The sequence below is a fragment of the Streptomyces sp. VRA16 Mangrove soil genome, from assembly GCF_017377775.1.
In the GTDB taxonomy this organism is placed as follows: domain Bacteria; phylum Actinomycetota; class Actinomycetes; order Streptomycetales; family Streptomycetaceae; genus Streptomyces.
The window spans coordinates 331,033-352,267 of sequence record NZ_JAFVLN010000003.1 but is presented as its reverse complement, the minus strand read 5'-3'; the positions used below and the strand labels follow the sequence as shown (position 1 = coordinate 352,267).

Sequence of the window (21,235 nt, the reverse complement as noted above, 5' to 3'; positions counted from 1 at the left end):
ACTGACAGAAAGGGACGGATAGCCGGTGTCGACGCCGTTCTATGTCTCACCCCAGCAGGCGATGGCCGACCGCGCGGAGTACGCGCGCAAGGGCATCGCCCGCGGTCGCAGCCTGGTCGTGCTGCAGTATGCCGATGGCATCGTGTTCGTCGGCGAGAACCCGTCCCGTGCGCTGCACAAGTTCAGCGAGATCTACGACCGGATCGGCTTCGCGGCCGCCGGTAAGTACAACGAGTACGAGAACCTCCGCATCGGCGGTGTGCGCTACGCGGACCTGCGGGGCTACACCTACGACCGTGACGACGTCACGGCCCGTGGCCTGGCCAATGTGTACGCGCAGACCCTCGGCACGATCTTCTCGAGCGCGGGCGAGAAGCCGTACGAGGTGGAGCTGGTCGTCGCGGAGGTCGGTGAGTCCGCCGAGGGCGACCAGATCTACCGGCTGCCGCACGACGGATCGATCGTCGACGAGCACGGCTCGGTGGCGGTCGGGGGGAACGCGGAGCAGATCAGCACGTTCCTCGACCAGCGCCACCAGGACGGCATGTCGCTGTCCGGGGCGCTGAAGCTGGCCGTGCAGGCGCTGTCGCGGGACACCAACGGCAGCGAGCGGGAGATTCCCGCGGAGCGTCTCGAGGTGGCGGTCCTGGACCGTACGCGACCGCAGCAGCGGAAGTTCAAGCGGATCGCGGGGCGGCAGCTGTCGCGGCTCCTCACGGCCGAGGGGGCTGCCGCGACGACGGAGGCGGAGTCGGAGGCCGTCTCCGACGAGAGCTCGTCCGACGAGTAGCGAGGCGCCCGGCGCGTAGCTCGTCGTGCGTGTGCCCCGGCCGGTTCTCGAACCGGCCGGGGCACACGTGTGTCAGGAGGCCGACGGTGCGGGACCGGTGGAGCCGCGGACGATCAACTGGACGGGGAGCGGGGTGGTTTGCGGGGTGCGGCCGTCGAGGACGTCGAGCAGGGCCCGCATTCCGCGCTCGCCGAACTCCTCGGCCGGCAGCCGGACGGTGGTCAGTTCCGGCTCGATCGCGGTGGCGAGGGAGAGGTCGTCGAAGCCGGTGACGGAGAGCTGGTCGGGGACGCGCAGGCCCGTGCGGCGGGCGGCCTTGTAGGCGCCCGCGGCGAGCTTGTCGTCGTCGCAGACGACGGCGGTGGGCCGGTGGGCGCCCGAGGCGCGCAGGGCTCGCTCCGTCGTCGCGAGGGCGTCGTCGACGGTCAGGGGCGAGCGGACGGTGCGCACGGTGGTGCCGGGCACGCGGGCGGTGCGCGCGGCCAGCTCGGCGGCGCGGATGTCGAAGGTCCAGGAGTCGACGGCCGAGGCGAGATGGAGGAAGTGGCGGTGGCCGTGCGCGAGGAGGTGGTCGGTGACCTGGCGCATGCCGTCGGCCAGGTCGAGATTGACCGTGGCGGCGCCGAGGCTGCCGGTCGGGTCGCTGTCGAGCATGACCAGGGGGAGACCGTCGCCGCGCAGGCTGGTGACCGCGTCGGCCGCCATGGAGGAGGCGAGGATGCCGTCGAGGGCGGCACGGGCGTTGGGGAAGGGATCGCGGGCCGGGCCGATGCCGTCGGGGGAGGGGTAGAGCACGACCCCGAAGTCGTGCCGGGCGGCGATGCGCGCGGCGCCGGTGTAGACCCCCGCGAAGAACTCGTTGGTGAGCGCGGGGACGACGAGCAGTGCGGTGCGGGTGCGGCCGAGACGGAGATTGCGGGCGGCGAGGTTGGGGCGGTAGCCGAGCTGCCGGGCGGTGGCGCGGACGCGTTCGGCGGTGGTCTCGGAGACCCGGCCGTGCCATTTGTCGCCCATGACCAGGGAGACGGCGGCCTGGGACACTCCGGCGGCGCGCGCCACGTCCCGGCTGGTGGGCCGGGTGGTGGCGGTGCCTTCCGTGCCGCTGGTCACTGCTGCCTCCGCGAGGGTTGTTCCGGTGGCCGAGGTTATCGGGTGGCTCTGTCCGGGGCGTGCGTGTTACGTATAACCTCTACACGTTATACGTAACACCTCGATGGATGGGACAGGCGATGGCCGCGGGTTATGCGGAGATCCTCAGGGCGCGGCACGCGATGCGGCTGCTCGCGGGGACGCTGGTGGGCAGGCTGCCCAATGCCACGGCGGCGATCGCCATTGTGCTCTTCGTCCGGGACGAGGGCGGCACGTACAGCCTCGCGGGCGGGCTCGCCGCGGTGTACGGAGTGGCGAACGCGATCGGGCAGCCGGTGCTCGGGCGCCTGGTGGATCTGCGCGGGCAGCCGCGGGTGCAGCTGCCCGCCGCGGTGCTCTCGGCGCTGGCCATGTCGGTGTTCGCGTGCGCCGGCACCGGATCCCTTCCGGTGGCGTACGCCGCCGTGGCGGCCGCCGGTCTGTTCACGCCGCCGCTGGAGGGCGGGCTGCGGGCGCTGTGGCCGAGTGTGCTGCCGCGCGAGGAGCAGGTGCACACCGCGTACGCGATGGACGCGATCGCGCAGGAAGTCATGTTCACCGTGGGCCCGTTGCTGGTGACGGTCTGCGTGTCGCTCTGGTCGGCGCAGGCGGCGCTGATCGTCCTGAACGTGATCGGGGTGCTGGGCGCCCTGTCGGTCGTGCTGTCGAAGCCGTCGCGGCAGTGGCGCTCGGCGCCGCGCGAGGCGCACTGGTTGGGGGCGCTGCGCTCGCCGGGGCTGCTGGCGCTGCTGGCCGCGTTCCTGTTCATCGGGCTCGCGCTCGGGTCGATCACCGTGGCCGGGGTGGCCTACGCCGACGACGGGAACGGCGGGGACGCCACGTACGGCTGGATGATGGCCGCGCTCGGCCTCGGCGCGCTGGTGGGCGGCACGGTCTACGGGGCGCGGCGGTGGAGTGGCGCCCCGGAGGCGCGACTTCGGTGGCTGGTCGCTCTGCTGGCCCTGTGCTACCTGCCGTTGACGCTGATGCCGGGTCCGGTGGCGATGGTGCTCCTGACGGCGGTGGCCGGAGTGTTCCTCGCGCCCTCGATCGCCTGTGCGTTCATCGTCGTGGACCGGCACGCTCCGCAGGGCACGGTGACGGAGGCGTTCTCCTGGCTCGTGACGACGTTCACCGTGGGGGCCAGCGTGGGAACGGCCGTCGCGGGGCCGGTCGTCGAGTGGGGCGGCACCCGGTGGGGGTTCGCGGTGCCGGCGGCGACGGGAGCGGTGGCGCTGCTGGTTCTGCTGGCCACGGGCACGGTGCTTTCGGCCGCGCACACGTCCGGGCGTGTCGCGCTCTCATCGGAAAATGATCCAAACCGTGCTGTCGAACCCCGTTTCAGCTCGCAGGATCGGGCGTAATGTTCAGTCATGGACCGCCGCATTTTCGGGCTGGAGAACGAGTACGGCGTCACATGTACGTTCAGGGGACAGCGCCGCCTGTCTCCTGACGAGGTGGCGCGGTACCTCTTCCGCCGTGTCGTGTCATGGGGCCGCAGCAGCAATGTCTTTCTGCGGAACGGCGCCCGCCTGTATCTGGACGTGGGATCGCATCCGGAATACGCAACTCCCGAATGTGACAACGTGACCGAGCTGGTCACCCACGACAAAGCCGGTGAGCGCATTCTCGAAGGCTTGCTCGTCGACGCAGAGCGCCGTCTGCACGAGGAGGGCATCGCAGGCGACGTATACCTGTTCAAGAACAACACCGACTCGGCCGGCAACTCCTACGGCTGCCACGAGAATTACCTGGTGGCGCGGCACGGGGAGTTCTCCCGGCTCGCGGACATCCTCATTCCGTTCCTGGTCACGCGTCAGTTGCTGTGCGGCGCGGGCAAGGTGCTGCAGACGCCGCGCGGTGCCGTCTACTGCGTGAGCCAGCGCGCCGAGCACATCTGGGAGGGCGTCAGCTCCGCGACGACGCGTTCCCGGCCGATCATCAACACCCGGGACGAGCCGCACGCGGACGCCGAGCGCTACCGCAGGCTGCACGTCATCGTCGGCGACTCGAACATGTCCGAGACGACCATGCTCCTCAAGGTCGGCGCCACCGACCTGGTGCTGCGCATGATCGAGGCGGGCACGGTGATGCGCGACCTGACCCTGGAGAACCCGATCCGGGCGATCCGCGAGGTCAGTCACGACATCACGGGCCGCCGCAAGGTCCGCCTCGCCAGCGGCCGCGAGGCCTCCGCCCTGGAGGTCCAGCGCGAGTACTACGAGAAGGCCGTCGACTTCGTGGAGCGCCGGGGCATCCGCACCGGCACCGTCGACCAGGTCCTGGAGCTGTGGGGCCGCACGCTCGACGCGATCGAGGCCGAGGACCTGGACCGCATCGGCACCGAGATCGACTGGGTCATGAAGTACAAGCTCATCGAGCGGTACCGGGCCAAGCACAACATGACCATGTCGCACCCGAGGGTCGCGCAGATCGACCTCGCCTACCACGACATCCACCGGCGTCGTGGGCTCTACTACCTCTTGGAGAAGAAGGGCCAGGCGACGAGGATCTGCAACGACCTGAAGATCTTCGAGGGCAAGTCGGTGCCGCCGCAGACCACGCGCGCGAGGCTGCGCGGCGACTTCATCCGGCGGGCCCAGGAGCAGCGTCGTGACTTCACGGTGGACTGGGTGCACCTGAAGCTGAACGACCAGGCGCAGCGCACGGTGCTGTGCAAGGACCCGTTCCGCAGCGTGGACGACCGGGTGGAGAAGCTGATCGCAGGGATGTAGGTCACACGGGCGCGAGCCCGGCCAATCCGGCCAAGGGCCCCGTACGAATCATTCGTACGGGGCCCTGTGCATGCTCTTGGAATCGCTGTGCAAGGGCCTAGAGTGGCCGGACCGTATTCGAGCGACTTGAGGATCCCTGTGCGACGCCGACTTGCAGCTCTACTGATCGTGCCGGCACTGGCGCTGACCGCGACCGCCTGCGGCAGCGACGACGGCAAGAAGGACGCCACGGACAAGGCGGACTCCTCGTCCGCGTCGCCGCAGGCCGCCGCCGTGCCCAAGGCGGTGGACACCGCGAACCCGATGCCGAAGGTCGCGGGGGCGTACGGCAAGAAGGCGACGATCACGCTGCCCAAGGGCGACCCGAGCGACAAGTTCGTCGTGCACACGCTCTCCCAGGGCGACGGCGCCACGGTGCAGAAGAACGACCTGGTGTCGATGAACTTCACCGGCAAGATCTGGAAGGGCGGCAAGGACCTCGGCACCACCTACGGTGCGCAGGGTGGCGGTGAGCAGATGGTGACCGCGGGCGCCGCGGGCCAGCTGCCCGCGTTCGCGCAGGCCGTCGTCGGCCAGAAGGAGGGCAGCCGGATCCTCGTCGTGGCGCCGCCCGCCGCGGGCTTCGGCGCCCAGGGCAATCAGCAGGTCGGCATCACAGGCACCGACACCCTCGTCTTCGCGCTCGACGTCGGCAAGGTGATCCCGAAGAAGGCCGAGGGCACCCAGGCCGCGATCCCGTCGAACCTGCCGCAGATCAAGGCCGACAAGGAAGAGCCGGCCACGATCTCGATCCCGAAGAACGACCCGCCGAAGAAGCTCGTCGACCAGGTCCTGATCAACGGCAAGGGTGCCGAGATCAAGAGCGGCCAGACCGTCACGATGCAGTACTCCGGCGCCGCCTGGAAGCTGAACCAGGGCAAGGCCAAGGCCGAGCTGTTCGACTCGTCGTGGAAGACGGGCCAGCCGTTCTCCACCGCCATCGGCCAGGGCCAGGTCATCAAGGGCTGGGACAAGGGCATCGTCGGCAAGCACGTCGGTGACCGCGTCCTCCTGGTGATCCCGCCGGAGCAGGCGTACGGCAGCAAGGACCAGGGCAAGACCCTGCCGGCCAACTCGACCCTGGTCTTCGTGGTCGACATCCTCGCCGCGCACTGACCTGCCGACAGCGCGCATCGAGCTGCCCTTTGATGGCAGACTGTCCCGGTTGCCCGACAGCCAACAAGCAGGAGCAATTCACGTGAGCATCGACAAGCCCGAGGTCGACTTCCCCGTGGGCGAGCCGCCGGCGGACCTCCAGATCAAGGACATCTGGGAGGGCGACGGCGCGGTGGCGGAAAAGGGCGCCACCGTCTCCGTCCACTACGTGGGCGTGGCCTTCTCCACCGGCGAGGAGTTCGACGCCTCCTGGAACCGCGGTACGCCGCTGCAGTTTCAGCTCGGCGCCGGCCAGGTCATCGCGGGATGGGACCAGGGCGTGCAGGGCATGAAGGTCGGCGGCCGTCGTGAGCTGACCATCCCCGCGCACCTCGCGTACGGCGACCGCGGCGCCGGTGGCGGCCGCATCGCCCCCGGTGAGACGCTGATCTTCGTCTGCGACCTCGTCGCCGTCTGAGTCGGTCACCCGACGACCACAAGTGGTCATCGAAGAGCCCGTGCCTGCTGGCACGGGCTCTTCGCGCTCTTCCTTTGCCCCTGGCTTTTGCCACGACACCCCGGGGCGGTACGGTCGACCGTCGGGAGCTGTACGGGGACCCGCATGGGGAATGACAACGGGAAAGGGCGTCGATGGCGATTGCCAAGGCCGAGCGGCTGATGAATCTGGCGCTGTGTCTGCTCGGGACGCGTCGCCCGCTCAGCAAGCGCGAGCTGCGTGGCTCCATCGAGGCCTACCTGGAAGCGAACAACGACGACTCCTTCAACCGCATGTTCGAGCGGGACAAGGACGATCTGCGGGAGCTGGGTCTCGTCATCGAGACCGTGGAGAACCTGGACGGCGAGGTCGGCTATCTCGCCCGCCGTGACAGCAATCACCTGCCGCCCGTCACCCTCGACGCCGAGGAGGCAGCCGCGCTCGGCCTCGCCGCGAAGGTCTGGCAGCAGGCCCGGCTCGCCGGTGCCGCCAGCGGCGCCCTGCAGAAGCTGCGCGCCGCCGGGATGCCGGAGGACCTGGACCCGTACGAGAGCCATGGCGCCCTCGAACCCCGGATCCCTGCGCACGAGGCGGCCTTCGAACCGCTGATGCTGGCCTGCCGCGACCGGCGCCCCGTCGTCTTCGACTACCGCAAGGCCACCGCCGCCCGCCCCGAGCAGCGGCACGTCGAGCCGTGGGCGCTCGAATGCTGGCGCGGTCACTGGTACCTCGCGGGCTGGGACCGCGACCGGGAGGCCGAGCGGGTCTTCCGGCTCTCCCGGATCACCGGGAAGGTGCGCTCGCGCGCCGGACAGTTCAAGGCGCCGGTGCCGGACGTCGTCACCGTCCGTGAGACCGTCGCGGGCTGGGCCGGCGAGACCGCCGACCGCTCCGCGCTGATCAGGCTGCGGGCCGGCTCGGGCTATCCGCTGCGCGCCAAGGCCGTCTCCGTACGGGAACGGGGCGACGGCTGGGACGAGTTGGAGATCCCGTACGGGCACGGGCTCGACGCCTGGCTCGTGGAGTTCGGCCCCGACGTGGTCGTGCTCGAGCCCGCCGAGCTGCGGGCCGACGTCGTGGACCGGCTGCGCGCCGTGGCCAAGGGCTGAGGGGGAGAACAGAGCAGTATGGCTTCCAATGCCATCGATCAGACCCGGCGGATGCTGTCCCTGGTGACGTATCTGCGCGAGCGCCCCGGCGCGCGCGTGGAGGACGTGGCCCGGGCCTTCGGCATCACGCAGGACGAGCTGATCTCCGACCTGGACGTGCTGCCGCTGTGCGGGACGAGCTTCCGCGGCGGCGATCTGCTCGACATCGACACCGACGGCGACCGCATCTGGTGGCACAACCCGGACGACGTGGCCGCGCCGCTGCGGATCTCCGCCGACGAGGCGACCGCCCTGCTGGTCGCCGCGCGCGCGGTCGCCACCCTGCCCGGACTGCGCGAGGGCGACCGGCTCGCCCTGCTGCGGGCGACCGCGAAGCTGGAGGCCGCAGCAGGAGAAGCGGCCGGTGCCAGTGCCCGGCTCAGCGTCACCTTCGAGTCCGAGGGTGGCGTCTTCGCCGACGTCGACCGGGCCATCGCCGAGCGGCGCAGGCTGTGGATCCGCTACTACTCGCCCGCGCGCGACGAGGTCACCGAGCGGGAGATCGACCCGATCCGGCTCGTCTCCGTCGGCCACACCTACGTGGAGGCGTGGTGCCGCAGGTCGGAGGCGCGGCGCACGTTCCGGCTCGACCGGGTCGCCGAGATCAAGATCCTCGACGAGGCGTCCGCGCCGCCCGAGATCGAGCTGCGTGATCTCTCCGAGGGTCTTGTACAGCCGGCCGCCGAGGACCCGGAGGTCGTCGTCGAGGTCGGTCCCGGCGGGCGCTGGGTCGCCGAGTACTACCCGCACGACAGCGCCGAGGAACTGGCGGACGGCGGCCTGCGGATCACGCTGCGCACGCCCGACCCCTCCTCGCTGCGGCGGCTCGCGCTGCGGCTCGGCCGCGACGGGCACATCGTGGCGCCCGCCGTGCTCGCGGAGAGCGCGCGGGACGCGGCCCGGGAGGCGCTCGCCGCGTACGACGGGATCGCGTGAGCGCGTCGGCACGACGGCGGGCACGGCACGAACGGATGGAAGGTGTGACGTGGGCGATATGACTGGGACGGTTGATGTGGCCGGAATCACCGGAATGTCCACCATGGTTGAGGTGCCGGGCCCGGTCGTCTTCAAGGCCGCCTGCCCGGACTGCCGCGCTCGCTTCGAACTCGACGCGTCCGCGCTCCGGTTGGCGATCGGCGCCAGCCGCCGCACCACCTTCTACTCCTTCACCTGCCCCGAGTGCGACGCCGCGGTGCGCAAGCCCGCCGGTGAGCGGATCGTCGAACTCCTCACCGGTGGCGGGGTGCGCACGCTCCGTCTCCATCAGACCGTCTAGGCTCGGCGCATGTTCTGGGCGATGGTGGCGGTGGCTGTGAGTTTCTTGGGACTCGCTGTGCTCGCCTTCTTTGCGGTGAAGGTCTTCGTCGAGGCGCAGCGGCTCGGCCGCCAAGTCGCGGACACCACACGGCGGATCAACTCCGCGGCCGAGGAGCTGGAGCGGGCCGCGGTCAGTGTCGCGCGTGCGGGCGGTGACGCCGTCTGACCCCTTGAGGGGCCGGATTCCCGTCGATGGAAAGCGCTTTACCCCTGTGGTCTGTCGGGCTCCCAGGTCGGCCGGGTACGCTCCTCTACGCGGCCGGAAGTGAGGCGCCGGGCGCAACTGGGAGTACGCAGAGGGATTGCCCCCTGTTCACCCCCACGGGATACGATCGCTGCCAGCACGGTGGTCGGACAACAGTCCGAAGTCCGATCGGTACCGGCAGTCCCGCCCCTGCCGCCTCAGTGAGAAGGTAAACGGATATGTTCGGAAAGCTCGGCGCACCTGAGATCATCCTGATCCTTGTCGTCATCATCCTGCTGTTCGGCGCGAAGAAGCTTCCGGACATGGCGCGCTCGCTGGGCAAGTCCGCCCGCATCCTCAAGAGCGAGGCCAAGGCGATGAAGAACGAGGGCAACGACACCGCGTCCGCGCCGTCCGACCCGCCGGCCCAGGACGCCCAGACCCCGGCCCAGCGCACCATCCAGGCCGCGCCCGGTGACGTCACGAGCTCGCGCCCGGTGACCGAGCCGACCAACACGTCGAAGAGCTGATCAAGCGCTGGACTCAAGGCCGCCCCCTGTCGGCGGCCTGCCGCACGAGATGAGGACGTGGGTTGCTCAAGTCTGCCCGCAAGCAGGAGAAGGACCCCGAGGGGCGGATGCCGCTCGCGGATCACCTGCGTGAGCTGCGCAATCGGCTGGCGAAGGCGCTTCTGGCCGTCGTCATTATCACGGTCGTTGCTGCGTTCTACTACAACGAGATCATTGACGTGATCACGCAGCCGATCCTGGACTCGGTCGGCTGTACCGGGAAGTTCTCGGAGCTGGCGCAGGTCAAGCAACAGCACTGCGCCCAGATCACGGTCAACGGTCTGCTGACGCCGTTCACGCTGGCCCTGAAGATCTCGCTGATGGCCGGCATCGTGTTCTCCTCGCCGGTCTGGCTGTACCAGCTCTGGGGCTTCATCGCGCCCGGTCTGCACAAGCACGAGAAGAAGTACGCCTACGGGTTCGTGGGGACCGGCGTCCCGCTGTTCCTGTGCGGCGCCTACTTCGCGTACGCGATCCTGCCGACCACCGCCAAGGTGCTGATCGGCTTCACGCCGGGCAATGCGGCGAACCTGCTGCCCCTGGACGACCTGCTCGACCTCGTGACGCGCATGGTCGTCGTCTTCGGCCTCTCCTTCGAGCTGCCACTGCTGCTGGTGTTCCTCAACCTCATCGGGGCGATCACCGGCAAGCGGATGCTCGGCTGGTGGCGCGGGATGATCATGGGCATCACGGTGTTCGCGGCCGTGGCGACGCCGAGCACCGACCCGCTGTCGATGCTGGCCCTGGCCGCTCCGATCTGGGTCCTCTACTTCGCTGCCGTGGTCTTCTCGCTGCTGAACGACAAGCGCAGGCGGCGCAACAACCCGGACGCCGACCTCGACGACGACGAGGCGTCCGACCTGGATCTGACCCCCGAGGACGTCAGCGAGGTCGAGTCCGTGAGCGCGAGCCGGACGCCGCTGCCCGAGCAGACGACCAGGGACCGGATCAACGGTTACGACGATGTGACCTGAGGTAACTCCTGCTCGGGCCGGGCCGGTTGTTAAGGTCCGGCCGTGAGCAGTGAGATCACCCTCTTCGTCAATCCCACCGCGGGACGCGGCCGGGGCGCAGGTGCTGCGCAGCCGGCCGCTTCCGCGTTGCGGGCCGCCGGGTTCTCCGTACGGACCGTCATCGGTGAGGACGCCGCCGACGCCCTCGCACGCGCGCGTGCCGCGGTGCGGGAGGGAACCGGGGCCCTGGTGGCGGTCGGCGGCGACGGGCTCGTCAATCTCGCGCTGCAGGCCGTCGCGGGAACGGCGACCCCGCTCGGGATCGTCGCGGTCGGCACCGGCAACGACTTCGCGCGCTCCCTCGGCCTGCCGATACGTGAGCCGGCCGCCGCGGGCGCCCTCGTCGCCGGGGCGCTCAAGGGCTCGACGCCACGCGAGATCGACCTCGGCCGGATCGGCGACCACTGGTTCGGCACCGTGCTCGCCTCCGGCTTCGACTCCCGCGTCAACGACCGCGGCAACCGGATGCGGCTGCCGCTGGGCCGCTTCAAGTACGACCTGGCGATCGTGGCCGAGCTGGCCACCTTCAAGGCGGTGCCGTTCCGGCTGACCCTGGGCGACGGTGAGGTACGGGAGGTCGCGGCCACCCTCGTCGCCGTCGGGAACGGGACCTCGTACGGGGGCGGCATGCGGATCTGCGCCGATGCGGTGATGGACGACGGACTGTTCGACGTGACCGTGGTCGGGGAATGCTCCCGTACGACACTGTTGCGGGTCTTTCCGCGCGTCTACAAAGGCACCCATCTCACCCACCCCGTGGTCAGCGTGTACCGGGCGGCGCGGGTCGAGCTGGTCGCGGAAGGGATCACCGCGTATGCAGACGGGGAACCGGTCGGAGGGCTTCCCCTGGTCGCCGAGTGCGTACCAGGAGCCGTGCGGGTCCTTACCGGATAATGATCGTCCGTTGTCAGTGGCGGCCGGTAGGCTCGAAAGCACGATGACAGAGGACCTCTCACCGGCCGAGCGGTATGCGGCATCCCGTAAGCGGGCCGCCGAGCAGGCCACCGCGCTCGCGTCCTTCCGCGAGATGTACGACTTCGGCCTCGACCCCTTCCAGATCGAGGCGTGCAAGGCGCTGGAGGCAGGCAAGGGCGTCCTGGTGGCCGCACCCACCGGCTCCGGCAAGACGATCGTCGGCGAGTTCGCCGTCCACCTCGCCCTCCAGCAGGGCAAGAAGTGTTTCTACACGACACCCATCAAGGCGCTGTCGAACCAGAAGTACCAGGACCTCTCGAAGCGGTACGGCTCCGACAAGGTCGGCCTGCTGACCGGCGACAACAGTGTGAACAGCGATGCGCCGGTGGTCGTCATGACCACCGAGGTGCTGCGCAACATGCTGTACGCGGGCTCGCAGGCGCTGATCAACCTCGGATACGTGGTCATGGACGAGGTGCACTACCTCTCCGACCGGTTCCGGGGCGCCGTCTGGGAAGAGGTGATCATCCACCTCCAGGAGTCCGTGACGCTGGTCTCCCTGTCGGCGACGGTGTCGAACGCGGAGGAGTTCGGCGACTGGCTGGACACCGTCCGGGGCGACACCGAGGTGATCGTCTCCGAGCACCGGCCCGTGCCGCTGTTCCAGCACGTGCTCGCCGGGCGCCGGATGTACGACCTCTTCGAGGAGGGGGAGGGCAGCAAGAAGGCCGTCAACCCCGACCTCACACGCATGGCGCGCATGGAGGCCAGCCGCCCCTCCTACCAGGACCGGCGGCGCGGGCGGAACATGCGGGAGGCCGACCGGGAGCGGGAGCGCAGACAGCGGTCCCGGATCTGGACGCCGGGCCGCCCCGAGGTCATCGAGCGGCTCGACTCCGAGGGGCTGCTGCCCGCCATCACGTTCATCTTCAGCCGCGCGGCCTGCGAGGCCGCCGTGCAGCAGTGCCTGTACGCGGGCCTGCGGCTGAACGACGAGGAGGCGCGGGCCAGGGTCAGGGAGATCGTCGAGGCGCGCACCGCCTCGATCCCGGACGAGGACCTGCACGTCCTCGGGTACTACGAGTGGCTGGAGGGCCTGGAGCGGGGCATCGCCGCCCACCACGCGGGCATGCTGCCGACCTTCAAGGAGGTCGTGGAGGAGCTGTTCGTGCGCGGCCTGGTGAAGGCCGTCTTCGCCACGGAGACACTGGCTCTCGGGATCAACATGCCCGCGCGGTCCGTGGTGTTGGAGAAGCTCGTCAAGTGGAACGGCGAGCAGCACGCCGACATCACCCCGGGCGAGTACACCCAGCTGACGGGGCGTGCCGGGCGGCGCGGCATCGACGTCGAGGGCCATGCCGTGGTGCTGTGGCAGCGCGGCTTCAGCCCCGAGCACCTGGCCGGGCTCGCCGGTACGCGGACGTATCCGCTGCGGTCCAGCTTCAAGCCGTCGTACAACATGGCGGTCAATCTCGTGGAGCAGTTCGGGCGGCACCGCTCGCGCGAACTCCTGGAGACCTCCTTCGCGCAGTTCCAGGCCGACCGCTCGGTCGTCGGGATCTCGCGGCAGGTCCAGAAGAACGAGGAGGGTCTTGAGGGCTACAAGGAGTCCATGACCTGCCACCTCGGGGACTTCGAGGAGTACGCGCGGCTGCGGCGCGAGCTCAAGGACCGCGAGACCGAGCTCGCCAAGCAGGGCGTCGCGCAGCGCAGGGCGCAGGCGGCGGCCGCGCTGGAGAAGCTCAAGCCCGGCGACGTCATCCACGTGCCGACCGGCAAGTTCGCGGGCCTCGCGCTCGTGCTCGACCCCGGGCTGCCCGCGGGCCGGTCCAACGGGCACCGGGGGTTCGAGCACCACGACGGCCCCCGGCCGCTGGTACTGACCGCCGAGCGGCAGGTCAAGCGGCTCGCCTCGATCGACTTCCCGGTGCCGGTCGAGGCGCTGGAGCGGATGCGGATCCCCAAGTCGTTCAATCCGCGCTCGCCGCAGTCGCGGCGGGACCTCGCGTCGGCCCTGCGGACCAAGGCCGGGCACATCGTGCCCGACCGGCACAAGAAGGGCCGGGCACCGGCCGCCGACGACCGCGAGATCGCACGGCTGCGCGCCGAGTTGCGGGCCCACCCCTGCCACGGCTGCGACGAGCGGGAGGACCACGCGCGGTGGGCCGAGCGCTACCACCGGCTGCGGCGGGACACCGCGCAGCTGGAGCGCCGCATCGAGGGGCGGACGAACACGATCGCGCGGACCTTCGACCGCATCGTGAAGCTGCTGACCGAGATGGACTATCTGCGCGGCGACGAGGTCACCGAGCACGGGAAGCGGCTCGCCCGGTTGTACGGCGAGCTCGACCTGCTCGCCAGTGAGTGCCTGCGGGACGGGGTCTGGGAGGGCCTGGAACCGGCTGAACTCGCGGCGTGCGTCTCGGCGTTGGTGTTCGAGGCGCGGGTCGGCGACGATGCGCTCGCGCCCAAGGTGCCGTCCGGGAAGGCCAAGGCCGCGCTCGGTGAGATGGTGCGGATCTGGGGCCGGCTCGACGCCCTTGAAGAGGAGTTCCGGATCAATCAGGCCGAGGGGGTCGGGCAGCGCGAGCCCGATCTCGGGTTCGCCTGGGCCGTGTACGAGTGGGCCTCCGGGAAGGGGCTCGACGAAGTGCTGCGCGAGGCGGAGATGCCGGCCGGGGACTTCGTGCGGTGGTGCAAGCAGGTGATCGATGTGCTGGGGCAGATCGCCGCGGCGGCTCCCACCGAGGGGTCCACGGTGGCGCGCAACGCGCGGAAGGCCGTGGACGCCGTGCTGCGCGGGGTTGTGGCCTACTCGTCCGTGGGGTGAGGGGCGGGCGGGTTTCGGTGGGTGGGGGCGGGCGGCTTGTGGAGTCACCCCCGCCGCCCGTTCCCGTCCCGATCCCTGGGGAAGCTGTGCCCCCAGACCCCCTCTACGCGTCTCGTTGTCGGGTATCGGTGCGTGGTGTGTTGCTCGCGCCGTTCCCCGCGCCCCTTACGGGGCTTCCATGTAGCGGCGCCAGGATGCGTAAGGCGTGATGTCCTTCGCTTTCGTCAGGGCCTCCGGTTCGCACAGGAAGCCCGGGAGTTCCGTGCCGTCCTTCAGGGTGACGCGGCCGAGTGTCATGGGGCGGGGGAGCGCCGTCAGGAGGTGGCCCAGGCCGGCCGCCGGGATGCGCCAGACCTCCGTGTCGATCTCGGCCCCGGACTCCGCGCCCACGTGGACCAGGCCCGGCTTCGGCGGGACCGTGTCCAGGGCGTGGAGGCGGTAGACCGCCGCCGTTGTCGTCGTGCGGTCCAACTCCGCGCCCAGGGCCAGGAGCTCACCGTTCAACGGCATGCCCGTCAGATGGGCGCCGAAGACCGCGATGCGCGTCGGTGGGTCGGTCAGGGCCTGCGCGATGCGCGGGAGGCGGGTGTCCGTGTGGGCCGCGCCGATGAGCATCACGCCGAACGGGAGGCCGTTCACCGTGCCGGCCGGGACCGCCGCCGCGCACAGGCCGAACAGGTTCGTGGAGTTGGTGAAGCGGCCCAGGCGGGCATTGATGCCGAGCGGGTCCGCCGCGACCTCGGCGAGGGTCGGGTGGGCCGTCGTCGTGGGCAGGAGCAGGGCGTCCGCGTCCACCTCGGCGAGGCGGGCCAGGGCCGTGGTCCGCAGGTGTGCCAGGCGGGCCTGGTCCGCGAAGAGGGCGTGCGCCGGGATGTCGCGGGCGCCCCTGATGATGCCCGCCACGGTCGGGTCGAGGGTGGCCGGGTCCGTCTCGGTCGCTTTGTCGATGAAAGAGCCCACTGCCGTGTAGCGCTCCGCCACGAAGGCGCCCTCGTAGAGCATCGCCGCCGCGTCGACGAACGGCGCGATGTCGATCCGGTGCAGCTCCGCCCCGGACCGGCGCAGTTCCCGCGTCGCCTCCTCGAACGCCGCCGCCCAGCCCGGGGGCAGGTCCTCGAGGTGGTGTGCGTGCGGGATCGCCACCCGCCACGGGCCGGGGGTGCGCGCCGGCGCCGCCGGTGCCGGGTCCGACATGAAGGACAGGGCGCGTTCCGCCTCCGGGAGCGTACGGGCGAAGACGGTCACGCAGTCCAGGGAGGCGCAGGCCGGGACCACGCCCTCGGTGGGGACGACGCCGTAGGTCGGCTTGAGGCCGACGATGCCGTTCAGGGCGGCGGGGACGCGGCCGGAGCCCGCCGTGTCCGTGCCGAGTGCCAGGTCGGCGATGCCGAGCGCCACGGCGACGGCCGATCCCGCGCTCGAACCGCCGCTGACGCGGGCCGGGTCGTGGGCGTTGCGGACCGCGCCGTACGGGGAGCGGGTGCCGACCAGGCCGGTGGCGAACTGGTCGAGGTTCGTGGTGCCGAGGACGAGGGCGCCGGCCGCTCGCAGGCGGGCCACCGCGGGGGCGTCGGCGGTCGGCGTGTACGCGTAGGCGGGGCAGCCCGCTGTCGTGGGCAGGCCCGCGACGTCGATGTTGCCCTTCACCGCCAGCAGGTGTCCGGCGAGCGGCAGGTGTTCGCCCGCCGCGACCCGGGCGTCCAGGGCGGCCGCCTCCGCCTCGGCGTCCGCCTGGGGGCGCAGGTCGATCCAGATCTCGGGGCGGTCGGTCTCGGCGATACGGGCGTACGCGGTGCGGACTCTGGTGACGGTCGATGGCATCGCGGGCTCCTGGGGGAGGGGAGAGGAAGAGGGAGAGGGTGGGCACACGCAACGGGCGTCATCGAGGGGCGACGACCAGCAAGGGCGTGCCCGGCTCCACCTGGGCCCCCACCTTGGTGAGGACCTGGTGGACGCGGCCGGCCGTCGCCGCATGGACCGGTGACTCCATCTTCATCGCCTCCAGCGCCACGAGTTGCTGACCCGGTTCGACCGTGTCACCTTCCGACACGTTCAACTGCCAGACCGAAGCGGCGAATTCGGCCTCGATCAGGACCGCGCCCTCCGGGAGCGTCAGGTCGTCGGCCGGTGGTGCCGGTTGCGCCGCCGCATCGGCGCGCTCGAACTCGCCCGCCGCCTCCCACGCGTCCCGCTCCGCCGTGAACGCCGCGCTCTGGCGCTCCCGGAACACCGCGATCGACTCCGCCTCGCGGGCCAAGAACGCCTCGTGGTCGGCGAGGGAGAACGTGCCGTCCTCGATGCGGGGCACGAAGCGGCCCGACTTGATGTCCGCCCGCAGGTCGAGGAGTTCCTCGGGGGAGACCGGGTACCACTTGATCCGGTCGAAGAAGCGCAGCAGCCACGGGGCACCGGGCTCGAACGCGCCGCGCTGCTGCCAGCCCGACCACACCTGCGTCGTACGGCCCACGAACTGGTAGCCGCCGGGGCCCTCCATCCCGTAGACGCACAGATACGCGCCGCCGATGCCGACCGAGTTCTCGGCGGTCCAGGTCCGTGCCGGGTTGTACTTCGTCGTGACCAGGCGGTGGCGCGGGTCGAGCGGGGTCGCCACCGGGGCGCCCAGGTACACGTCGCCGAGGCCCAGGACCAGGTACTCCGCGTCGAAGACCGTCGCGTACACCTCGTCGACCGAGTCGAGGCCGTTGACGCGGCGGATGAACTCGATGTTCCAGGGGCACCACGGGGCGTCGTCGCGCACCCCGGCCATGTACCGCTCGATCGCCTCGCGCGTCGCCGGGTCGTCCCAGGAGAGGGGGAGGTGGACGGTGCGGGACGGCACGGTGAGTTCGTGGGTCGGCGGGAGCGTGGTCGCCAACACCCGGACCAGGGCCAGGAGTTCGGACTGGGGTGTCGTCGCCGGGTCCGTCTGGATCTGGAGGGAGCGGATGCCCGGGGTCAGGTCCCGTACGCCCGGCAGGCCGGCCTGCGCCACCGCCTCCATCAGGGCGTGCACCCGCATGCGCAGCGCCAGGTCGAGCTGCATCGGGCCGAACTCGACGAGCAGGTTGTCGTCGCCGCTGCGGCGGTACGTGATGTCGCCGTCCCGGGCCAGGACGCCGCCGTCGACGATGTCGGCGCGGGGCGCGCCGGTCGTCGTGATCGGGGCGAAGCGGACCGTGTCGCCGGGGCGCAGCTGGCCCAGCTTCCAGCGTTCGGCCGTGCGGACCGTCGCCGGGCAGACGAAGCCGCCCAGGGACGGGCCGTCCGGGCCGAGCAGCACGGGCATGTCTCCCGTGTAGTCGACGGCGCCCACCGAGTACGGGGTGTCGTGGATGTTGGAGGGGTGCAGGCCCGCCTCGCCGCCGTCCGTGCGTGCCCAGCGCGGCTTGGGGCCGACCAGGCGGACGCCGGTGCGGGCCGAGTTGAAGTGGACCTTCCAGTCGGCCGCGTAGAAGTCGTGGATGTCCTCCTCGGTGAAGAACTCCGGTGCCGCGTGCGGGCCTTCGAGGGCGCCGATCGTCCAGGCGCTGGTGAAGGGCGGGCGGTCGGCGGGCGGGACCGGCGCGCCGGGCGCGGTCGCGCCGCCGTGCAGGACGTCGCCCGTGCGCAGCGCCCGCCCGCCGTGGCCGCCGAAGCCGCCGAGCGTGAAGGTGGCCGCGCTGCCCAGGAACGCGGGGACGTCGAGGCCGCCGCCCGCGAACAGGACGTACGTGCGCAGGCCCTGTTCCGTCGGCGCGCCGACCGTGAGGGTGCCGCCCGGCGGGACCGTGACCGGCTCCCACTGGGGGACCGGCGCGCCGTCCACCGAGACCGCCGCGGGCGCTCCCGTCACGCACACCGTCGTGGCGTGCGTGAACCTCAACTCCGGCCCCTGGAGCGTGCATTCGAGACCGGGCACGCCCTCGTCGTTGCCGAGCGCCCGGTTGCCGAGGCGGAACGAGCGGTCGTCCATCGGGCCGCACGGCGGCACCCCGACCTGCCAGTGCCCGATCCGGCCCGGCCAGTCCTGCACCGTGGTGAGCGTGCCGCCGGACAGCACCTCGATGCGCGGCGTCGGGTCGGTGACCTGCACGAGCGATGCCGTGGAGTGGGTCGCCGCCGCGAAGTCGGGCTGGGTGAGCGCCGCGCGGACCAGGCCCAGGTTCGTCTCGATGCCGTCCACCCGGGTGGCGTCCAGCGCGCGGGCGAGGGCGGCGAGGGCCTCGGCACGGTCGGCGCCGGACGCGATGACCTTCGCCAGCATCGGGTCGTACGCCGTCGTCACCTCCGTGCCCGTCTCCACCCAGCCGTCGACGCGGACGTCCGCCGGGAACTCCACCCGGGTCAACAGGCCCGCGCTGGGCCGGTGTTCACGGCTGGGGTCCTCCGCGTACAGGCGGGCCTCGACCGCGTGGCCGCGCGCCGGACCCGGATCCCGTACGACATCGCTCTCGCCCCGCGCCAGGCGCAGCATCCAGGCGACGAGGTCGACCCCGTAGATCTCCTCGGTGACCGGGTGCTCCACCTGGAGGCGGGTGTTGACCTCCAGGAAGTACACCTCCTCGCGCGCCGCGTCGTAGACGAACTCGACCGTGCCCGCCGAGCGGTAGCCCACGCTCGCGCACAGGTCCCGTGCGGAGTCGGCCAGCCGGGTGCGCACGTGGTCGGGCAGATTCGGGGCCGGGGCCTCCTCCACCACCTTCTGGTTGCGGCGCTGGAGCGAGCAGTCGCGGTCGCCGAAGGTGACGACCCGGCCCGCGCCGTCGCCGAAGACCTGCACCTCCACATGGCGGGCGTGCTCGACCAGGCGCTCCAGGAACACGCCGGCCGACGTGAACGACGCCGCGGCCACCCGCTGCACCCGCTCCCACGCGTCGCGCAGCTCCTCGGGGGTGCGGCAGGCCGACATGCCGATGCCGCCTCCGCCGCCGGTCGCCTTGAGCATCACCGGGTAGCCGATGTCCGCGGCCGCCGCGAGCGCCTCGTCGACGTCCGCGAGCAGGCCGGTGCCGGGGGCCAGCGGCACCCCCGCCGCCTCGGCCGCGGCCCGAGCCGTGTGCTTCGCGCCGAACAGGTCCAGCTGGTCGGGGGCCGGGCCGACGAAGACGATGCCCGCGTCCTCGCAGCGGCGCGCGAAGGCCGCGTCCTCGGAGAGGAAGCCGTAGCCGGGGTGGATCGCCCCGGCGCCGGTGTCCTTCGCCGCCTTCAGCACCAGGTCGGCGTCCAGGTACGACTCCTTGGCGGGCGCCGGACCGAGCCGCACCGCCTCGTCGGCGAGGCGGACGTGCGGGGCGTCGCGGTCCGCGTCGGAGTACACCGCGACCGTGCGCAGGCCCAACTCCCGTGCGGTGCGCAGGATGCGGGCGGCGATCTCGCCCCGGTTCGCGACGAGCAGCGTGCCGAACGTCATGCCCGCGCCCCGATCGTCATCTCGACCGGCGTCGGCTCGAAGCCGTTGCACGGGTTGTTGATCTGCGGGCAGTTGGAGACGAGGACGAGCACGTCCCGCTCCGCGCGCAGGGTGAGGCTCAGGCCCGGCGCGGACAGGCCGTCCACGATGCCGAGGGTGCCGTCCTTCTCGACCGGCACGTTCATGTACCAGTTGATGTTCGACACCAGATCGCGCTTGCCGAGACCCCAACGGGACCCCTCGGCAAGGAAGTTGTCGACGCATGCGTGCTGCGACCAGGTGTGGTGGCCGTAGCGCAGGGTGTTGGACTCCTTGGAGCAGGCGCCGCCCACCGTGTCGTGGCGGCCCACGTCGTCGGAGACGACCGTCATCAGCGGGGTGTGCTCGTTGCTGAGCAGCACGCTGCCGGTCGTCAGGAAGATGTTCCCCTGCGCGTGGATCGTGTCGGGCGCGCTGTAGCGCACGGACGTGTCCGCGGCGTCGTACACGAGGAAGTCGACGGCCTGGTTGCCGCGCAGGTCGGTGATGGTGAGGGTCTCGCCGCGCCCGATCCGGGCCGACCAGGCGGAGCGGGCGGCGACCGTGTGGGAGACGGAGGCGGCGGAGGTGGTGGAGGCGGCGGTCACTTGATCCCCCTGGAGGCGAGGAAGTCGGCGGTGTTGAGGAAGGCGCGGCGGCCCTCCGGGGTGGTGTCCCACAGCGGATCGCCCGGGGCGGTGGGCGCGGCCGGCCAGGCGAGGACCTCCAACGGGCCGCACGCGTACGTCGCGCGCGGGTCCGACGGATGCGGCACGTTGGCGATCAGGACCGTCACGTCCTGCTCGGCGCGGAGCGTCACGCTGCCGCCGGGGCCCGCGGAGCCGGTGAAGGCGACGGCGCCGTCCTCCCGGATCTCCACGCCCTGGAAGAAGGAGAGCGACGGCGGCAGATCGCGCGGGGTGAGGCCGTTCTTCGCGGCGGCCAGCTTGAACAGCTCACGTCCGGCCGGGGACGGGGACTCGGGCGCGCCCGCGCCGTAGCGCTCGGCGTTCCGTACGAGCGTGGAGGTGCCGCACAGCGCGTCGTGCCGGCCGCCCGTCGTGTCGGCCACCACCGAGGCGAGGACCCGGCCCTGGTCGGACAGGAGGAGCTGTCCCTCGCTCAGATAGGCGTTCCACTGCACCTTCACCGTGTCGGCGACGTTCAGCCGCTCCCACGGGCGGCCGTCGACGAACAGGAGGACGTGCGCGCAGGCGTCGCCGGTCGGGTCGGTGAGGCGCAGTTCCGTGCCGCGGGCCAGGACGCGGTGCGTGTAGTTGCCGCCCGCGACCGTCTCCGCCCACACCAAGTGCCCGGCCTCGCACGGGGGTTCGGGCCAGTCGGCCGCCGGGACGACCGGCATCGCGTCGGTGCGGGTGCCCTCCTGGGCGCGGGCGTGGTCGCGGGCTCCGTAGGTGGTCGCTGTCGCCATGGCGGGACCTTCCGGCTCGGCGTGCTGATGGACGTACGCGGTGTTTCTGTCGCCCGACAGAAATTAGGCAGCCACCGCTTCTGCCGGATTGCCCGGCCATTGCGGACCGGTTACCGAACGCTCACCGCACCGCATGG

General features: G+C 71.3%; 18 protein-coding genes. 13 read left to right on the top strand and 5 right to left on the bottom strand.

Annotation, left to right across the window (positions count from 1 at the left end; translation table 11 throughout):
- Positions 1-25: 25 nt before the first annotated feature.
- Positions 26-790 carry a proteasome subunit alpha gene (gene prcA, locus J3486_RS11015; protein WP_207820025.1) on the top strand — a complete coding sequence of 255 codons (765 nt, stop codon included), beginning with the start codon at positions 26-28 and terminating at the stop codon, positions 788-790.
- Positions 791-862: 72 nt separating this feature from the next.
- Here the strand turns inward: prcA and J3486_RS11010 are convergent, their stop codons facing one another.
- Entirely contained in the window at positions 863-1,900 is a 1,038-nt protein-coding gene (locus tag J3486_RS11010; protein ID WP_207820024.1) for a LacI family DNA-binding transcriptional regulator, read from the bottom strand.
- Positions 1,901-2,019: 119 nt separating this feature from the next.
- Here J3486_RS11010 and J3486_RS11005 point away from each other — a divergent pair, with 119 nt between their 5' ends.
- From J3486_RS11005 to J3486_RS10950, 12 genes are all read left to right on the top strand, one after another.
- Positions 2,020-3,282 carry an MFS transporter gene (locus J3486_RS11005; protein ID WP_207820282.1) on the top strand — a complete coding sequence of 421 codons (1,263 nt, stop codon included), beginning with the start codon at positions 2,020-2,022 and terminating at the stop codon, positions 3,280-3,282.
- A gap of 9 nt (positions 3,283-3,291) precedes the next feature.
- Positions 3,292-4,653 (top strand): Pup--protein ligase, encoded by a 1,362-nt coding sequence (gene pafA / locus J3486_RS11000; protein WP_026246688.1) that lies wholly within the window; start codon positions 3,292-3,294, stop codon positions 4,651-4,653.
- Between the two features lie 138 nt (positions 4,654-4,791).
- The gene (locus J3486_RS10995) at positions 4,792-5,808 is read left to right on the top strand and encodes an FKBP-type peptidyl-prolyl cis-trans isomerase (protein WP_207820023.1); all 1,017 of its coding nucleotides are present in this window, start codon (positions 4,792-4,794) and stop codon (positions 5,806-5,808) included.
- Positions 5,809-5,890: 82 nt separating this feature from the next.
- Complete coding sequence (locus tag J3486_RS10990) at positions 5,891-6,265, top strand: FKBP-type peptidyl-prolyl cis-trans isomerase (protein ID WP_207820022.1); 375 nt, start codon at positions 5,891-5,893, stop codon at positions 6,263-6,265.
- A gap of 173 nt (positions 6,266-6,438) precedes the next feature.
- Entirely contained in the window at positions 6,439-7,392 is a 954-nt protein-coding gene (locus J3486_RS10985; RefSeq protein ID WP_207820021.1) for a YafY family protein, read from the top strand.
- An 18-nt stretch (positions 7,393-7,410) separates the two neighbouring features.
- Complete coding sequence (locus J3486_RS10980) at positions 7,411-8,367, top strand: YafY family protein (RefSeq protein WP_207820020.1); 957 nt, start codon at positions 7,411-7,413, stop codon at positions 8,365-8,367.
- Between the two features lie 94 nt (positions 8,368-8,461).
- Positions 8,462-8,707, top strand: a complete 246-nt coding sequence (locus tag J3486_RS10975) for a hypothetical protein (RefSeq protein ID WP_207820019.1) — start codon at positions 8,462-8,464, stop codon at positions 8,705-8,707.
- A gap of 9 nt (positions 8,708-8,716) precedes the next feature.
- Positions 8,717-8,914 (top strand): hypothetical protein, encoded by a 198-nt coding sequence (locus J3486_RS10970; protein WP_207820018.1) that lies wholly within the window; start codon positions 8,717-8,719, stop codon positions 8,912-8,914.
- Positions 8,915-9,171: 257 nt separating this feature from the next.
- Positions 9,172-9,462 carry a Sec-independent protein translocase subunit TatA gene (gene tatA / locus J3486_RS10965; protein ID WP_207820017.1) on the top strand — a complete coding sequence of 97 codons (291 nt, stop codon included), beginning with the start codon at positions 9,172-9,174 and terminating at the stop codon, positions 9,460-9,462.
- A gap of 62 nt (positions 9,463-9,524) precedes the next feature.
- Complete coding sequence (tatC, locus tag J3486_RS10960) at positions 9,525-10,475, top strand: twin-arginine translocase subunit TatC (RefSeq protein ID WP_207820016.1); 951 nt, start codon at positions 9,525-9,527, stop codon at positions 10,473-10,475.
- 42 nt (positions 10,476-10,517) lie between these two features.
- Positions 10,518-11,408 (top strand): diacylglycerol kinase, encoded by an 891-nt coding sequence (locus J3486_RS10955; RefSeq protein WP_207820015.1) that lies wholly within the window; start codon positions 10,518-10,520, stop codon positions 11,406-11,408.
- 43 nt (positions 11,409-11,451) lie between these two features.
- A complete protein-coding gene (locus J3486_RS10950) occupies positions 11,452-14,259 on the top strand; it encodes an RNA helicase (RefSeq protein WP_207820014.1) in 2,808 nt (935 codons plus the stop codon).
- A 165-nt stretch (positions 14,260-14,424) separates the two neighbouring features.
- Here J3486_RS10950 and J3486_RS10945 read toward each other — a convergent pair whose 3' ends face one another.
- The 4 genes from J3486_RS10945 to J3486_RS10930 are packed head-to-tail and all read right to left on the bottom strand — an operon-like array spanning position 14,425 to position 21,098.
- Positions 14,425-16,080 (bottom strand): allophanate hydrolase, encoded by a 1,656-nt coding sequence (locus J3486_RS10945; RefSeq protein ID WP_207820013.1) that lies wholly within the window; start codon positions 16,078-16,080, stop codon positions 14,425-14,427.
- A 58-nt stretch (positions 16,081-16,138) separates the two neighbouring features.
- Complete coding sequence (locus J3486_RS10940; protein ID WP_207820012.1) at positions 16,139-19,648, bottom strand: 5-oxoprolinase/urea amidolyase family protein; 3,510 nt, start codon at positions 19,646-19,648, stop codon at positions 16,139-16,141.
- Positions 19,645-20,274 carry an urea amidolyase associated protein UAAP2 gene (locus J3486_RS10935; RefSeq protein WP_207820011.1) on the bottom strand — a complete coding sequence of 210 codons (630 nt, stop codon included), beginning with the start codon at positions 20,272-20,274 and terminating at the stop codon, positions 19,645-19,647. Before J3486_RS10935 ends, J3486_RS10940 begins: the two co-directional genes overlap by 4 nt.
- Positions 20,271-21,098 carry an urea amidolyase associated protein UAAP1 gene (locus tag J3486_RS10930; RefSeq protein ID WP_207820010.1) on the bottom strand — a complete coding sequence of 276 codons (828 nt, stop codon included), beginning with the start codon at positions 21,096-21,098 and terminating at the stop codon, positions 20,271-20,273. Before J3486_RS10930 ends, J3486_RS10935 begins: the two co-directional genes overlap by 4 nt.
- Positions 21,099-21,235: the final 137 nt, after the last annotated feature.

What these genes read in the sequence shown, in the direction of transcription:
- pafA (WP_026246688.1), top strand. Translation starts at nt 3,292, where the DNA reads ATGGACCGCCGCATTTTCGGGCTGGAGAACGAGTACGGCGTCACATGT.
- J3486_RS10945 (WP_207820013.1), bottom strand. Translation starts at nt 16,080, where the DNA reads ATGCCATCGACCGTCACCAGAGTCCGCACCGCGTACGCCCGTATCGCC.
- J3486_RS10950 (WP_207820014.1), top strand. Translation starts at nt 11,452, where the DNA reads ATGACAGAGGACCTCTCACCGGCCGAGCGGTATGCGGCATCCCGTAAG.
- J3486_RS10940 (WP_207820012.1), bottom strand. Translation starts at nt 19,648, where the DNA reads ATGACGTTCGGCACGCTGCTCGTCGCGAACCGGGGCGAGATCGCCGCC.
- tatA (WP_207820017.1), top strand. Translation starts at nt 9,172, where the DNA reads ATGTTCGGAAAGCTCGGCGCACCTGAGATCATCCTGATCCTTGTCGTC.
- J3486_RS10985 (WP_207820021.1), top strand. Translation starts at nt 6,439, where the DNA reads ATGGCGATTGCCAAGGCCGAGCGGCTGATGAATCTGGCGCTGTGTCTG.
- J3486_RS11005 (WP_207820282.1), top strand. Translation starts at nt 2,020, where the DNA reads ATGGCCGCGGGTTATGCGGAGATCCTCAGGGCGCGGCACGCGATGCGG.
- J3486_RS10975 (WP_207820019.1), top strand. Translation starts at nt 8,462, where the DNA reads ATGTCCACCATGGTTGAGGTGCCGGGCCCGGTCGTCTTCAAGGCCGCC.
- J3486_RS10980 (WP_207820020.1), top strand. Translation starts at nt 7,411, where the DNA reads ATGGCTTCCAATGCCATCGATCAGACCCGGCGGATGCTGTCCCTGGTG.
- J3486_RS10930 (WP_207820010.1), bottom strand. Translation starts at nt 21,098, where the DNA reads ATGGCGACAGCGACCACCTACGGAGCCCGCGACCACGCCCGCGCCCAG.
- J3486_RS10970 (WP_207820018.1), top strand. Translation starts at nt 8,717, where the DNA reads ATGTTCTGGGCGATGGTGGCGGTGGCTGTGAGTTTCTTGGGACTCGCT.